General features: G+C 55.0%; 14 protein-coding genes. 8 read left to right on the top strand and 6 right to left on the bottom strand.

What is annotated here, in order from left to right; translation table 11 throughout:
* The first annotated feature begins 86 nt into the window (after positions 1-86).
* The 3 genes from proP (at position 87) to FOV68_RS18745 (ending at position 3,768) form a co-directional block, all read left to right on the top strand.
* Entirely contained in the window at positions 87-1,592 is a 1,506-nt protein-coding gene (proP, locus tag FOV68_RS18755; protein WP_031594158.1) for a glycine betaine/L-proline transporter ProP, read from the top strand.
* A 127-nt stretch (positions 1,593-1,719) separates the two neighbouring features.
* On the top strand, positions 1,720-2,697 hold the full coding sequence (hemB, locus tag FOV68_RS18750) for a porphobilinogen synthase (protein WP_031594159.1): 978 nt from the start codon (positions 1,720-1,722) through the stop codon (positions 2,695-2,697).
* 102 nt (positions 2,698-2,799) lie between these two features.
* Positions 2,800-3,768, top strand: coding sequence for a diguanylate cyclase (locus tag FOV68_RS18745; protein WP_143991341.1), 969 nt, complete (start codon positions 2,800-2,802; stop codon positions 3,766-3,768).
* A 26-nt stretch (positions 3,769-3,794) separates the two neighbouring features.
* Here FOV68_RS18745 and FOV68_RS18740 read toward each other — a convergent pair whose 3' ends face one another.
* Entirely contained in the window at positions 3,795-4,817 is a 1,023-nt protein-coding gene (locus FOV68_RS18740; protein ID WP_143991340.1) for an alpha/beta fold hydrolase, read from the bottom strand.
* Positions 4,818-5,160: 343 nt separating this feature from the next.
* Here FOV68_RS18740 and FOV68_RS18735 point away from each other — a divergent pair, with 343 nt between their 5' ends.
* Positions 5,161-5,661, top strand: a complete 501-nt coding sequence (locus FOV68_RS18735) for a helix-turn-helix domain-containing protein (RefSeq protein WP_083070501.1) — start codon at positions 5,161-5,163, stop codon at positions 5,659-5,661.
* Here FOV68_RS18735 and FOV68_RS18730 read toward each other — a convergent pair whose 3' ends face one another.
* Positions 5,662-6,321, bottom strand: coding sequence for an epoxyqueuosine reductase QueH (locus FOV68_RS18730; protein ID WP_022623997.1), 660 nt, complete (start codon positions 6,319-6,321; stop codon positions 5,662-5,664). It lies immediately after the preceding gene.
* A 271-nt stretch (positions 6,322-6,592) separates the two neighbouring features.
* Between FOV68_RS18730 and FOV68_RS18725 the strand changes: the two genes are divergently transcribed.
* Positions 6,593-7,981 (top strand): sugar porter family MFS transporter, encoded by a 1,389-nt coding sequence (locus FOV68_RS18725; RefSeq protein ID WP_010253379.1) that lies wholly within the window; start codon positions 6,593-6,595, stop codon positions 7,979-7,981.
* Between the two features lie 15 nt (positions 7,982-7,996).
* Here the strand turns inward: FOV68_RS18725 and FOV68_RS18720 are convergent, their stop codons facing one another.
* Positions 7,997-8,674, bottom strand: coding sequence for an SDR family oxidoreductase (locus tag FOV68_RS18720; protein WP_143991339.1), 678 nt, complete (start codon positions 8,672-8,674; stop codon positions 7,997-7,999).
* Positions 8,675-8,902: 228 nt separating this feature from the next.
* On the opposite strand from FOV68_RS18720, the gene FOV68_RS18715 reads away from it, so the two are divergent.
* Positions 8,903-9,922: a LacI family DNA-binding transcriptional regulator gene (locus FOV68_RS18715; RefSeq protein ID WP_031593466.1), complete on the top strand. Its 1,020-nt coding sequence runs from the start codon at positions 8,903-8,905 to the stop codon at positions 9,920-9,922.
* A 57-nt stretch (positions 9,923-9,979) separates the two neighbouring features.
* Here FOV68_RS18715 and FOV68_RS18710 read toward each other — a convergent pair whose 3' ends face one another.
* Entirely contained in the window at positions 9,980-10,807 is an 828-nt protein-coding gene (locus FOV68_RS18710; RefSeq protein WP_031593467.1) for a hypothetical protein, read from the bottom strand.
* A gap of 1 nt (position 10,808) precedes the next feature.
* The gene (locus FOV68_RS18705) at positions 10,809-11,006 is read right to left on the bottom strand and encodes a hypothetical protein (RefSeq protein ID WP_013359382.1); all 198 of its coding nucleotides are present in this window, start codon (positions 11,004-11,006) and stop codon (positions 10,809-10,811) included.
* 292 nt (positions 11,007-11,298) lie between these two features.
* Between FOV68_RS18705 and FOV68_RS18700 the strand changes: the two genes are divergently transcribed.
* Positions 11,299-12,285, top strand: coding sequence for an aldo/keto reductase (locus FOV68_RS18700; protein WP_010253389.1), 987 nt, complete (start codon positions 11,299-11,301; stop codon positions 12,283-12,285).
* A 5-nt stretch (positions 12,286-12,290) separates the two neighbouring features.
* Here the strand turns inward: FOV68_RS18700 and FOV68_RS18695 are convergent, their stop codons facing one another.
* On the bottom strand, positions 12,291-13,475 hold the full coding sequence (locus tag FOV68_RS18695) for an NAD(P)/FAD-dependent oxidoreductase (protein WP_143991381.1): 1,185 nt from the start codon (positions 13,473-13,475) through the stop codon (positions 12,291-12,293).
* Positions 13,476-13,718: 243 nt separating this feature from the next.
* Here FOV68_RS18695 and pitA point away from each other — a divergent pair, with 243 nt between their 5' ends.
* Complete coding sequence (gene pitA / locus FOV68_RS18690) at positions 13,719-15,221, top strand: inorganic phosphate transporter PitA (RefSeq protein WP_031292107.1); 1,503 nt, start codon at positions 13,719-13,721, stop codon at positions 15,219-15,221.
* The last annotated feature ends 337 nt before the right edge of the window (positions 15,222-15,558 follow it).

Here is a 15,558-nt window from a genome sequence, read left to right as displayed (position 1 = left end):
CTTAAATTTCTCAACGCAGCGGTCTGAACGACTCACACCCGGCTCGCGCCGTTGAGGACTTTCGTGTTCCAATACAGGGTAATTCTATGAAATTGCGTAGGAAGCGTGTAAAACCAATTGGGATCGATGATGTGACTATCATCGATGATACCCGTTTACGTAAAGCCATCACCGCGGCCTCTCTGGGCAACGCGATGGAGTGGTTCGACTTCGGTGTTTACGGCTTTGTGGCCTATGCGCTGGGTAAAGTCTTTTTCCCGGATGTTTCGCCGGGCGTTCAGATGATTGCGGCGCTCGCCACTTTCTCTGTTCCTTTCCTGATTCGCCCGCTGGGTGGACTGTTCTTCGGTATGCTTGGCGACAAATATGGTCGTCAGAAAATTCTCTCCATCACCATCATCATCATGTCGGTCAGTACTTTCTGTATCGGCCTGATACCGTCCTACGCCTCCATCGGCATCTGGGCACCTGTTCTGCTGCTGTTAGCGAAGATGGCTCAGGGCTTCTCGGTGGGCGGTGAATATACCGGTGCCTCAATCTTTGTGGCCGAATATTCGCCTGACCGTAAACGCGGCTTTATGGGAAGCTGGCTCGACTTTGGTTCGATTGCGGGCTTCGTGCTCGGTGCGGGCCTGGTGGTGCTGATTTCCTCCATTATCGGAGAAGAGAGTTTCCTTGAGTGGGGCTGGCGTCTGCCGTTCTTCGTCGCGCTGCCGCTGGGAATTATCGGTCTTTACCTGCGTCATGCGCTGGAAGAGACTCCGGCATTCCAGCAGCACGTGGACAAACTGGAACAGGGCGACCGCGAAGGCCTGCAGGATGGTCCACAGGTATCGTTTAAAGAGATTGCGACCAAACACTGGCGCAGCCTGCTCTCCTGTGTCGGTCTGGTTATCGCCACTAACGTCACCTACTACATGTTGCTGACGTACATGCCGAGCTACCTGTCACATAACCTGCACTACAGCGAAGATCACGGTGTGATGATTATCATCGCCATCATGATCGGTATGCTGTTTGTCCAGCCGATGATCGGCATGATGAGTGACCGTTTCGGCCGTCGTCCGTTTGTTATCATCGGCAGTATCGCCCTGATGATCTTCGCGATTCCCGCCTTTATGATGATCAACAGTGGCGTACTGGGACTGATTTTTGGTGGTCTGCTGCTGCTGGCGGTAATCCTCAACGCCTTTACTGGCGTGATGGCCTCTTCACTGCCTGCGATGTTCCCAACGCACATCCGCTACAGTGCGCTGGCCAGTGCGTTTAACATCTCGGTACTGGTTGCCGGTCTGACGCCAACGCTGGCCGCCTGGCTGGTAGAAACGACCAATAACCTCTACATGCCAGCCTACTATCTGATGGTGGTGGCAGTGATTGGTCTGATTACCGGGCTGTACATGAAAGAAACTGCCAACAAGCCCCTGAAAGGCGCGACACCGGCGGCTTCTGATATGGAAGAAGCGCGCGAAATCCTGCAGGAACATCACGATAACATCGAGCACAAAATCGAAGATATCGACGAAGAGATCTCCCGCCTGGAAGCGAAACGTAAAAACCTGGTGCAGCAGCATCCGGATATCAACGAGTAATCGTTCTGCTCTCCCGCCGCCCGGCGGGAGAGTTCTTTTCCCCCTCTCTTACCGCACACAAACCTTCATCCCTCGCGGTCAAAGGGAGTAAACTGTTGTCACTTTTTTCACCTGCGTAAGAATGAAAATGTCTGATTATTCCCTTATCCAGCGCCCAAGAAGATTGCGCGCCAGCGCCTCAATGCGTGAAATGTTCCAGGAGTCCTCCCTGAGCCTGAACGATCTGGCTCTGCCCATCTTTGTTGAAGAAGAAGTCGACGATTACAAAGCGATTCAGGCGATGCCTGGCGTGATGCGTATTCCGGAAAAACGTCTCGCCTATGAAATTGAGCGCATAGCCAAAGCGGGTATCCGCTCGGTGATGACCTTCGGTATTTCGCACCACACCGATGCCACCGGCAGCGATGCCTGGAACGAAAACGGTCTGGTGGCACGTATGTCCCGCATCTGCAAAGAGACCGTGCCAGAAATGATCGTGATGTCTGACACCTGCTTCTGTGAATACACCAGCCACGGCCACTGTGGCGTGTTGTGTGATCACGGCGTCGATAACGATGCAACCCTGGAAAACCTGGGTAAGCAGGCCGTCGTTGCCGCCGCAGCCGGTGCGGATTTCATCGCCCCGTCAGCGGCGATGGATGGTCAGGTTGAGGCGATTCGCCGGGCACTGGACGCGGCGGGCTTCACTCAGACCGCCATCATGTCCTACTCCACCAAATTCGCCTCCTCGTTTTACGGCCCGTTCCGTGAAGCGGCCGGAACGGCGCTGAAAGGCGACCGTAAAACCTACCAGATGAACCCGATGAATCGCCGTGAAGCGATCCGTGAATCGCTGCTCGACGCGGCGCAAGGCGCGGATTCACTGATGGTGAAACCGGCAGGTGCCTATCTGGATATCCTGCGTGATATCCGTGAACGTACCGAATTGCCGCTGGCGGCTTATCAGGTGAGTGGTGAATACGCGATGATCAAATTTGCCGCTCAGGCCGGTGCCATTGATGAACGCAATGTGGTGCTGGAAAGCCTCGGTGCGATTAAACGTGCCGGTGCAGACCTGATTTTCAGCTATTTCGCCCTTGATCTCGCCGAACAAAAAGTGCTCTGATCCCCTCCTTATAAAGAGCGTGATGGCTATGTCACGCTCTTCTTCTTCGCCGTAAGGCAAACACCAGAACCTGGCTTGAGCTAAAAAACAAAGGGCTCTGTGATGAAAGCACCTGAAATCGCTGCCGACGAGGCACAACGTTTATCGCAGTTGCGTGCGCTGAACATAATGAACACGCCAGCGGAAGAGCGTTTCGATCGTTTAACCCGTCTGGCGCGCCGCCTGTATGACGTTCCTATCGCGTTAGTCAGCCTGCTGGAAGCTGACCATCAGTGGTTTAAATCCGCTCAGGGCTATGAACCCGCAGGATCACCCCGCGACATCTCCTTTTGCGGTCATGCCATCCTGCAGGATGAGATCATGATCGTTGAAGATGCCGCAGAAGATGAACGTTTTTATGATAATCCGCTGGTTACCGGCGAACCGCATATCCGCTTTTATGCCGGCTGTCCGCTGCGGGCACCGGGCGGCGCTAAAATGGGTACCCTCTGTATCATTGGTCGTGAACCGCGTCAGTTTAATGAAGAGGATCAGGCCACGATGCGCGACCTGGCCGCCATGGCCGAAGCGGAACTGGTCGCCTTTCAGACTGCCACCTGTGATGAACTGACGCAGATCACTAATCGTCGCGGCTTTATGACGCTGGGACAGATGGTGCTGAACGAGTGCCGGCTGAAAAAACGGCCCGCCTGTCTGACCTTTCTCGATCTCGACAAATTTAAGCAGATTAATGACACGCTGGGCCACCGCGAAGGCGACCGCGCGCTGATGGACTTTGCCGATGCGATGAAAGTGGTGTTCAAGCATTCGGATCTGTTTGCCCGTCTGGGCGGCGATGAGTTTGTGGTGCTGTTTAATGGTCTGCAGCAGCAGCAGAGCGAAGCGCTGCTCATGCAGTTTGACCATTATCTGCAACAGCAATCAATCAGTCTGAACCGCCGTTATCGCCTGCAATTCTCGTCCGGCGTCGTAGAGTTTGACGCGGCGCATCCGCAATCGCTGGAGCAGTTGCTGCACGACAGCGATGAGCAGATGTACCTCAGTAAAAAGCAGAAACGCGTGGCGATCTAAGGTCAGGCGCCGCAGCGCCTGACGGTTCAGGGACGCGCCAGATCGTCGAGCAGCGTCTGGTTAAATTTTGCCGGTTCTTCCATTTGCGGCGCGTGTCCCATACCGGGGAATTCGATTAAGCGCGCCCCCGGAATGCGTTTTGCGACCTCTTTCCCCAGTACCGCGTAATCACCCAGCCGGGCTTTCACCTCTGCCGGGGCGATATCACTGCCGATGGCAGTCGTGTCTGAGGTGCCGATCATCAGCGTGGTGGGCACTTTCAGATCGCCGAATTCATAAAATACGGGCTGCGTGAAGATCATGTCGTAGATTAAGGCGGAGTTCCACGCCACCTTCTCGTGGCCCGGCCCACTGTTGAGTCCGGCCAGCATATCAACCCACTTGTCATATTCGGGTTTCCAGCGACCGACATAGTAGGTCTGCTGCTCATACTTCTTAATGCCCTCTGCGCTGAGTTTGAGTTCGCGCTGATACCACTGATCCACGGATCGCCACGGTGCGCCTTTGGCTTTCCAGTCCTCCAGCCCGATCGGGTTAACCAGCACCAGCTTCTGTGTCTGTTCCGGGTACATCAGCGCATAACGTGTTGCCAGCATCCCGCCAGTGGAGTGACCCATAATCACCGCCTTCTTCACACCCAGCCGGGCGAGCAGCTGATGGGTGTTATCTGCCAGCTGCTGAAAACTGTACTGGTAACTGGCTGGCTTGGTCGAGCTGCAGAAGCCAATCTGGTCGGGCGCGATCACGCGATATCCCTGCTGACTGAGTGCGCGAATGGTCGCTTCCCAGGTCGCGCCACAGAAGTTTTTACCGTGCATCAGCACCACGGTTTCGCCGTTGGCCCGTTGCGCCGGTTTCACATCCATATAGCCCATACGCAGCGGTTGCTGCTGGGATTGAAAATCAAAATGCTGCAATGGATAGGGGTATTGAAATCCTTCCAGCTGTTCGCCATACACACCAGCGGCACTGGCAGGTGCATGAGCAAATAACGCCAGCGAGGTGAGCAAGGCGGCAAGCGGTTTTTTCAGCGCGTATGTCGGGCTCATCCGGGGGGTCTCCAGGTTAAAGGTGAGCCGTAAGCCTGGCATGTCACAGCCAAAAATCTATTGATGTGCCGTGCTATAGCCATGATTACAGAGACTCCGGCAGGGTAAACCGTGAGTCTGGCTGCGGACCCACACCTCGTTTTGATTACTGTCCCGCGGAATCACCTATTCATTCACCCACAATTACCAACAGATTAATCACAATTCATCTTTTTTATTAATAACAGCCCCTCAAATGAATATCTTCAGAGATAACGATTAAAATCCTGAAAAATCTTTACGCAAAGAATAAGCACATTAAGATAAATATTTTAGAATCTTCTTAAATCAAACAGGGGGTTCTATGAACGAAAATAAATATAACGAAAGCGTGATCGTCTCTATCACTGAGTGGATTAATAATAATCTGGATCAGCGTTTAAGCGTTGATGATATTGCAGAAAAAGCGGGTTACTCTAAGTGGTATTTACAGAAACTTTTTGCCCGTTATCATAATGAAACTCTGGCGCGATATATTCGTAAGAAAAAGCTTAACGCCAGTGTTCATGATTTAAAAAACAGCCGCACGCCCATCATCAGCCTGGCGCTGAAATACCATTTTGAAAGCCAGCAATCTTTTACCCGATCTTTTAAGCAGATTATGGGCTGCACGCCGAGCGTCTGCCGTAAACGTCTGATGAAGGACGAGGCAAAGCAGCAGCTGGACGACGTTGATGATCCCTGTGCGCTGTGCAGTTACGGTCGGGCGGAAAGCATAAAGCAGAGCTGTGGCGTAACAGTCCGGCCTGTTACGCGCTCAGCGCGCGGATATGCGCCGGCAGACGCTTTCCGCGATATAGGTTAATCAGGATTCATCCGGCTGATAATATTGCACACCAATCTGAATACGCTCACGTCCCTGGGTGACGCGATGACGATTGGTGTCGCGCAGTGAATAGACACAGCCACAATATTCCTGCTGATAGAAACTCTCGCGCTTGCTGATTTCAATCATGCGCGACGATCCACCGCCTTTACGCCAGTTAAAATCCCAGTACATCAGATCCGGATACGCCGCCGCTGCGCGGACTCCGCAGCTGTTAATCTGCTTCATATCTTTCCAGCGCGAAATCCCCAGGCAACTGGTCATCACCGGAAAGCCGTTCTCATGGGCATAGAGTGCCGTACGTTCAAAGCGCATATCAAAGCACATGGTGCAGCGTTCACCCCGTTCCGGTGACCACTCCAAACCGCGCGCCCGCTCAAACCAGTTATCCCGGTCATAGTCCGCATCAATAAACGGCACACCAAATTTTTCAGCAAAGCGAATATTCTCCTCTTTACGCAACTCATACTCTTTGAGCGGATGAATATTCGGGTTGTAGAAATAGATCGTGTATTCAATGCCGGATGCCAGCATCGCTTCCATCACCTCACCCGAGCAGGGTGCGCAACAGGAGTGCAGCAGGACTTTTTTATGACCGCCCGGCAGAGGCAGCGGCTGACGCTGGAAAGGTTCAGACATAAGCACCTTCAATCAATAGCAGTAAAGCGGCAGTGTAATGCCGCAGGCGGGCAGTTGCAAAACCTGACCTGACGCACCCTGTTTTGTGTAATCGTGCCCCGGCCGCGGTTTTCCTTTCCTGAACCAACCCGCTGATCTCTGTTGCTTTCTTATCGCGGCAAAGCTGTGTGACACCGGTGATAGCCGGAAGTGTGATCGCCCCCACACTAGCATCAGCTATGTTTACATAACATTAACAATATTGACACTAACCCCCCGCAAGGAGACTCGCATGGTCGCGGCAAAAAAATCGGGAAATCAACAGAACCGCTTTACCTGGTTCGTCTGTTTTATGGCTGCGCTGTCTGGCTTGCTGTTTGGTCTGGATATCGGCGTCATTGCAGGTGCCTTACCGTTTCTGGCGAAGGATTTGCAGATCACTAACCATCAGCAGGAGTGGGTAGTGAGTTCGATGATGTTTGGCGCGGCGCTGGGCGCACTGGCGGCAGGCTGGATGTCATCAAAGCTGGGGCGGAAGAAAAGTATGCTGGCGGGCGCGACGCTGTTTGTCATTGGCTCGCTGTGGTCGGCCTTCTCACCGGATGTGGAGTCGCTGGTCTGTGCCCGCGTGATGCTGGGTCTGGCGGTGGGAATCGCCTCTTACACCGCGCCACTCTATCTGGCGGAGATTGCGCCTGAACGTATTCGTGGCTCAATGATTTCGATGTACCAGCTGATGCTGACCACCGGCATTGTCGTGGCCTATCTCTCCGACACCGCGTTCAGCTACAGCGGTAACTGGCGCGGGATGCTCGGTGTGATCGCCATTCCGGCGGTGATCCTGTTTATCGGCGTGCTGTTTCTGCCCAACAGTCCGCGCTGGCTGGCGGCGCACGGACGCTTTAACGAGGCGCAGCGGGTGCTGGATCGGCTGCGTAACAGCAGCGAACAGGCCCGGGAGGAGCTGGAAGAGATCCGGGAAAGCCTGCAGGTGAAGCAGCGCGGCTGGTCGCTGTTCCGTTCTAATGGCAATTTCCGCCGCGCGGTGTGGCTGGGTATGTTGCTACAGGTTATGCAGCAGTTTACCGGCATGAATGTGGTGATGTATTACGCGCCTAAAATCTTCAACATCGCCGGCTTCTCCAGCACCAGCGAGCAGATGTGGGGCACGGTGATTGTCGGGCTGGTCAATATGCTGGCCACGCTGATTGCGATCTTCTTTGTCGATCGCTGGGGTCGCAAGCCGATGCTGACCACCAGTTTTCTGGTGATGGCGGTTGGCATGGGCGTGCTGGGAACGCTGTTGCATATCGGCGTTGAAACAGATTTCCGCAAATACTTTGCTGTCGCGATGCTGCTGATGTTTATCGTCGGCTTTGCGATGGCGGCCGGACCGGTGATCTGGCTGCTCTGTTCAGAGATTCAGCCGCTGAAAGGGCGTGATTTCGGCATTACCGCCTCAACCACCACTAACTGGGTCGGCAATATGATTGTTGGCGCCACCTTCCTGACCATGCTGGATCAGCTGGGTAATGCTAACACCTTCTGGTTCTACGGCGCGCTCAACCTGGTGTTTATCGTGCTGACGCTGATGCTGGTACCCGAGACCAAACATGTGACGCTGGAGCACATTGAACGCAATCTGATGAAGGGTAAAGCGCTGCGTGACATCGGGGCGTAACCGCCCCGCTTCAGGCTACCACTGCAGTTGCTGGCCGGCGTAATCGACGTAGTGATGACCACCGCGACCGCGCCACTGGATCAGCTGCTGGACGATACCGGCGGCACTCTCTTCTGCCGTCAGGGGCGCACTCTCGCCGCCCATATCCGTTTTCACCCAACCGGGATGCAGCGTCAGCAGCGTCCCGCTCTGCGCTTCCACTGCCGGAGTCAGCGTGCGGCTCAGCATATTCAGTGCGGCTTTGCTGGCCGAGTAAATCGGCATCTGCGCCTCCGGATTTTCATTCAGGCTGCCGAGCTGGGATGAGGTCAGCGCCAGCACGCCTTCCTGTTTCAGCAGCGGCAACAGGATCTCTGCACTGCGAACCGGGGCGATCGCATTGGTCAGGAACAGCTGCGCCAGCGCCTGATCGTCACTCTGTGACACCTTCTGGTGCGCAGGCCCGGAAATTCCGGCGTTAATCAGAATCGCATCGAACGATTTGCCACTGAGCTGGCTGGCAAACTGTTGAACCGCTGATGAGTGAGTCATATCCAGCGAATGCCAGTGAATGTCTGACCGGTTACCCTGCTCCGGGATGCCACTGCGATGCGTGGCCGTAACCTGCCAGCCCTCACCGGCAAAGGCCTGCGCCACCGCCAGACCGATACCGCGTGAAGCACCAATAATCAGAACCTCTTTTTGCTGAGCCATATTTATTCCTCGTTGATTGTCTCGTCACAAGCTTAACGGTAAATCCGCCCAGGCAGCGGCCAGTTGTGCTGTTTAGTCGGGCGACCGCACTGCAGGTAAAACCCCACGGCGTAGCGCTGTTGATGGCTTTCCATCATTAAATCGCTTTATCTTTTACTTTTAACCGGTTAGAAGAGATAAACAGTCTGGCAGGCAGCAGTCAATTTGCCATTTTCGCATGGAGTCTGAATGAAAAAGCTCACCTTAGAGGTGGTGGCAAAAATGGCAGGCGTCGGGATTGCGACGGTCGATAGGGTGCTGAATGAGCGCGGCGGCGTCTCCCTGGAGACCAGCCGTAAAGTCCTGAAAGCCGCACGCGAAGTGGGGCTGAAGCGTCTGCTGCCAGAGGAGTACCAGCATCCGTGGCAGATTGAGGTGTTCCTCAGCAATAACGGCTCATCCTTTTTTCAGCAGCTCACCACCCATTTCAGTGAGGTTGCCAGTCAGCTTGGCTATCGCCGCCTGAAACTGCACAAAACCCTGGTGGCCGAAGCGCAGCCTGAGCAGCTGGCGCAAAGCATTATCGCCCGCAGCAGCAACCGCGACGGCATCATTGTTTTTGCGCATGACTCGCCGCCCATCTATCGGGCACTGGCGCTGTGCCGCAGCCGCAATGTGCCGGTGATCACCATCGTCACCGATCTGCCCGATGCCGACCGCTTGTGTCATGTCGGCATCGACCAGTATCAGGCGGGACGCACAGCCGGACTGCTGATGAGTAAGACAGTGAATCAGCCCGGCGACATTATGATGGTCAGTGGCCGTTTTGATTACCGCGCCCATCGTCAGCGTATCGCGGGATTCCGTGAGGCCATGGAGCAACGCGCGCCGCAGCGTCATCTGCGTGAAGTGCTGTCGGGTCAGGATCAGCGGGAGACCATCCGCAGTGAGCTGGCCCGCCATCTGCGTCCGTCGCAGGCGATTGCAGGGGTCTATAACACCGGCATGGGGAATAGTGATGTCAGCGACACCCTGCGCGCCCACCAGTTACTGGGTAAATGCACCTACATTACCCATGAGCTTTATGATGTCACCCGCCAGCTACTGCTGAACGATGAAGTGGCCTTTACCCTGGATCAGCATGCTCAGCAGCATGCCCGTTTAGCGATTGATCTGATGCTGAGTCATCTCGAAACCGGCTATCAGCCGGATGTCTATCAGGCGGGCAAAGTGGCGTTTCGGCTGTTTACGGCGGAAAATATGGTGTGAGGTGGAATCTGTTTCCCCTGATGAAGCCTGTCATTAAGGGAAACAGATTGGGCTCGATTAACCCGCGGTATCCCGGCTTTCATCATCCGGGCTGTCGCCATCTTCATTACCCTGACTCTTCTCCACTTCCTGCGGATGCCCCATTGAAAGCGCCGTGGCGCTGGCCGGATCGAACAGTGACAGACTCTCAATCTGGTCAACCATGATCACTTTACGGAACGACATCGCATCTTTGGGTTTCGAGTCGAGCGTGATGCCATGCTCGGCGTACCATTTGCTGTAGTTATGTTCCACCGCCAGCTTCAGCGTCTTGCTGTCGCGATATCCGCTCAGCATCGGGATCAGCACGATGTTTTTGGTGCTCTCATATTCAAAGGTTGAAGCATGAACCATGCCGATGTAGATGCGGCGCGACTTCAGCGTAATCCACGCCAGTTCGCCCTCTTCCATACACTGAAACAATAATTGCTCCACGCCATTGGAGCGTGACAGTCGCTGATAGAGGTCTTTACGACCGGAGACGTTCAGTCTTGCGCTGCCTGCCCAGTTTGAGCGATAGAGACAGAGCAGAATGGCAAAGGCGAGCATGATCACCACCGGAGCCTGGATGCCCAGGAAGCTCCAGTTCATAAACTCCACCTGCCACTTCAGATGAACGCCGGGGATCATCTGGACAGCGTTGGCGATGCCGGAGATACAGAGCAGCAGTAACCAGACGATGCCGGTCGCGAACACACCCTGCAGGACGAAAATACAACCGTAAAGCGCGACCAGGAAATAGACATCCCAGCCCGACGAACGACGGATTTTAAAGCGGCTGTTCAAATCACGGCTGGTGTACCAGTAACCACTGACCATCAACACCATAAATATTGCGGTACCCACCTCACACTCCCTTTAACGTATTCACGTGGCGGGCAAAATCTTCATGGACTTCCTCGCTCAGCGTGTTGACCGAGATATTGCCGTTTTCATCAATAATGATGCGCTCACCTTCAGCGATTGAGTCGTTGATATCCTGACGGGTCATGATCTGCAAAAACTTCTCGGGACTGGCAAAGACCGACTTAACAAATTTAAACATGGCGATCCACTTATTGGCCTGAAAATTGAAGTATGTGACCGAATCCACACTCTCGCCTGTTTAATTTCGGGTGAAATTTCTTAAAATCAATTAATTAGCGAAGCGGTAGTGGCTTTGCCCGTGCCGTTTTCCGCTGAAATCTTCAACGTAACCAGCAGCATGGCGTAGCAGCATCGCATTTTTACCGTGCAGGTCTGCAACGACGTCACATCGCCTCTCTGCCAGGAAGCGCTAAGCTCATTGGTTAGCCGCTTTCTGTCACCCTGTCTGAAACGCATCGAGGAATGTTTGCATGAAACTACGAACACTAGGCCGTACCGGTCAGCGCGTCTCCGAAATTGGCTTTGGCGCATGGGCCATTGGCGGAACCTGGGGGGAAGTGAGCATGGAGGATGCCAAAGCCGCGCTGAATGCTGCGCTGGATGCGGGCATTACCTTTATTGATACCGCCGATGTCTACGGCGATGGCCGTTCCGAAAAAATCATCGCAGAGGTGCTGAATCAGCGCGGCGGTGAACGTCCGTTTGTGGCAACCAAGCTGGGCCGTCGCCTCTCGCCACACGTGGCTGAAGGTTACAATGCTGAAAACCTCAACGCCTTTATTGATCGTTCACGCGAGAACCTGCAAACCGACACGCTGGATTTAGTGCAGCTGCATTGCCCGCCGACCGAGGTCTACTACAACCCGGACGTCTTTGCGGTGATGGATGAGATGGTCGCTGCCGGAAAAATCCGTCACTACGGTGTCTCCGTTGAGAAAGTGGAAGAAGGGCTGAAGGCACTGGAATTTCCAAACGTCTCGTCAATTCAGCTGATCTACAACATTTTCCGCCAGCGTCCGGCTGAACTGCTGCTGCGTGAAGCGAAACGCCGTGATGTGGCGATCATCGCCCGTGTACCGCTGGCGTCGGGCCTGCTGACCGGTAAAATGCGTGCCGACAGCGTGTTTGCTGCTGACGACCACCGCACCTTTAACCGTAATGGCGAAGCGTTCGATAAGGGCGAGACCTTTTCCGGCGTGCCTTATGAGGTGGCGCTGGAGGCGGTTGAAGAGATTCGCCGCTTTGTCACTGGCGACACCACCATGGCGATGTTTGCCCTGCGCTGGATACTGATGAACGAAGATGTCAGCGTGGTGATCCCTGGCGCGAAAAACCGCGAACAGGCTGAAGCCAATGCCCGCGCCAGCGATGTCGATGCGCTCTCTGCAGATACGATGGCGGCGCTGAAGCAGATCTATCAGGAGAAGATCGCACCACACGTGCATCAGCGCTGGTAAACGCCTTACAACGCCTGGGCGCAGGCCCAGGCGGAACTCCACGCCCACTGGAAGTTATAGCCGCCCAGCCAGCCGGTGACATCAGCCACTTCACCAATAAAGTAAAGTCCCGGCACCGCACGCGCCTCCATCGTTTTCGAGGAGAGCTGTGTGGTATCCACGCCACCCAGCGTCACTTCAGCAGTTCGATATCCCTCGGTACCGTTTGGCTGAATGCGCCAGGCGTGCAGCGTCTGCGCCAGCTCGGTTTGCTGTTTACTGTTGAGCTGCTTCAGGGTGATATCCGGCACCACCTTCAGCGCCTGCAATACTTCCACCAGGCGCTTCGGCAGGATTTTCGCCAGGCTGTTCTTCAGGCTGAGATTCGGATGTGCTTCACGCTGCGCCGTCAGAAACGCCTCAAGCGGCGTGGCAGGTGACAGATCGATGGTGACGAATTCTCCGGGTAGCCAGTAGCTGGAGATTTGTAACACCGCCGGGCCGGAGAGGCCGCGGTGAGTAAACAGCATTGCCTCTTTGAAGCGGGTGCCATCCTGCGCATCGATAGTGGTCTCCAGCGCGACGCCTGACAGCGTCTGCAACTGCTCCAGCAGCGGCTTGTGCAGGGTAAAGGGCACCAGCGCCGCCCGCGTCGGAAAGACGCTCAGCCCGAACTGCTCCGCTATTTTATAGCCAAACGGCGTGGCGCCCAGGCCAGGCATCGACAGACCGCCGCTGGCGATGACCAGCTTCTCCGCCTGAACCGTGCTGCCGTTAAGTTGCAGTGTATAACCGCTTTCATCGCGCGCCACGCTGAGCACTTCACTGCGCAGCCGCAGGGTGACATTGCCCTTGTCACATTCAGCCAGCAGCAGATCGACAATTTGCTGGGCGGAGTCGTCGCAGAAGAGCTGGCCCAGGGTTTTTTCGTGCCAGGCGATCCCGTGGTGGTTAACCAGATCGATAAAATCCCACTGGGTATAACGCGCCAGCGCCGATTTACAGAAATGAGGATTGTGCGACAGATACGCCGCCGGTTCGGTGTAGAGATTGGTGAAGTTGCAGCGGCCACCGCCAGACATCAGAATTTTACGTCCCGGCTTTTTGCCGTTATCCAGCAGTAACACGCGGCGTCCCCGCTGCCCGGCCTGGGCGGCGCAGAACAGCCCTGCGGCACCGGCACCAATGATGATAACGTCAAACTGTTCCACTACGACTCGCTCACTTAACTGGAAAGGCGCAGATTGTAGTGATCTGCTCACTGAGACGCCAGCGTCAAAAAAATGCCGCAAATGTGTCATATTGTATCTGTCTAATATCTAACCCTTTTTCTCTGAGTTACCCTTACGCCTTACATCGAAAGGTTAAATTAGCGCTATATTTTCCTTTCCCATACAGCACGTTGTCGCGGATAATGCGCCGCGTTCATGTCCTCCAAAAATGGCGTAACGTTTATGCTACATCTGTTTGCTGGTCTAGACCTCAGTACTAGCCTGTTATTGGTTCTTGCCCTGCTGTTTGTATTGTTTTACGAAGCGATCAACGGTTTCCACGACACGGCCAACGCAGTTGCGACGGTCATCTATACGCGTGCCATGCGTGCCCAGCTTGCTGTGGTCATGGCGGGTGTATTTAACTTCCTTGGCGTGCTGCTCGGTGGATTGAGTGTCGCTTACGCTATTGTTCATATGCTTCCCACCGATCTGTTGTTAAATGTTGGATCGGCTCACGGTCTCGCCATGGTGTTTTCTATGCTGCTGGCGGCGATTATCTGGAACCTCGGCACCTGGTATCTCGGTCTGCCGGCCTCCAGCTCCCATACGCTGATCGGCGCCATTATCGGTATCGGTCTGACCAACGCCCTGATGAGCGGAACCTCGGTAGTTGATGCGCTCAACATCCCGAAAGTGCTGAACATCTTCCTTTCTCTGATCCTGTCGCCGATTGTCGGTCTGGTGATGGCGGGCGGCTTAATCTTTATACTGCGTCGCTACTGGAGCAATACCAAAAAGCGTGCGCGTATTCATATGACGCCTGCTGACCGTGAGAAGATCGATGGCAAGAAAAAGCCGCCGTTCTGGACCCGTATCGCCCTGATTGTTTCGGCAATTGGCGTGAGTTACTCGCACGGTGCAAACGACGGTCAGAAAGGGATCGGCCTGATCATGCTGGTCCTGATTGGCGTGGCACCTGCTGGTTTCGTGGTGAATATGAATGCCTCCGGTTACGACATCACGCGAACCCGCGATGCGGTCAATCACCTGGAGCAGTATTATCAGCAGCATAACGCCTCGCTGACCCACATCATCCAGATGGCACCGCCTAAGCTGCCAACACCGGAAGAAGTGCCAGCAAGCAGCCCGCAGGAGTTCCACTGTGACAGCGCGCGCGCATTGCAGGCGGTACAGGGTGCGCAGGTGTTGCTGAATAACCTGCAGAGCTACGATCAGCTGACAGTTGATCAGCGCGGTCAGATGCGTCGTCTGCTGCTGTGTATCTCCGATACCGCCGATAAAGCGGCTCGTCTGCAGGAAACCTCGCCAGATGACAAACGCTTCCTCAATAAGCTGAAAAGCGACCTGCTTGGCACCATCGAGTATGCGCCTATCTGGATTATTGTGGCCGTCGCGCTGGCGCTGGGCATCGGCACCATGATTGGCTGGCGTCGTGTTGCCACCACCATTGGTGAGAAGATTGGTAAAAAAGGCATGACCTATGCACAGGGAATGTCAGCACAGGTGACAGCAGCGCTGTCGATTGGCGTCGCCAGCTATACCGGCATGCCCGTCTCCACCACGCATATCCTCTCTTCATCGGTTGCCGGTACCATGCTGGTCGACGGTGGCGGGCTGCAGAGCCGGACCATCAAGAACATCGCCATGGCGTGGATCTTCACCCTGCCGGTCTGTATTCTGCTGTCAGGTTCGCTCTACTGGATTGCCTTAAAACTGGTGTGATGCCAGCTAAAAAAAGGGCGACGCAAGTCGTAATGCTGGTCAGTTAAGATCAGATTTGTAAAGGCTGTCACGGTCAAACGTGGCAGCTTTTTTTATGGGCGAGGGAGCCGCAGTGCGGGCCAGCGCCGGGCAGGAGCAGGCAATCCGCAGCGCTGAACAGAATGAGTCTGCCAGGAGAGCCCGCAGGACGCGGGCGAAAGGCGGGGCGGCACAGGATGTGCCATCCCCGGCGGTCCGTCAGGCAGAGGAATGAAGTGAAGGAACCGCGCAGCGGCGCGAGGACCGCCAGCCCCTGCCCGGCACCAGACTGCGTTATCACCTGTCGCTTAACTGACTG

Source organism: Pantoea sp. paga (genome assembly GCF_007558755.1).
Taxonomy (GTDB): domain Bacteria; phylum Pseudomonadota; class Gammaproteobacteria; order Enterobacterales; family Enterobacteriaceae; genus Pantoea; species Pantoea agglomerans.
The sequence above is the reverse complement of the archived record's forward strand: the minus strand, read 5'-3'. Positions and strand labels throughout refer to the sequence as shown.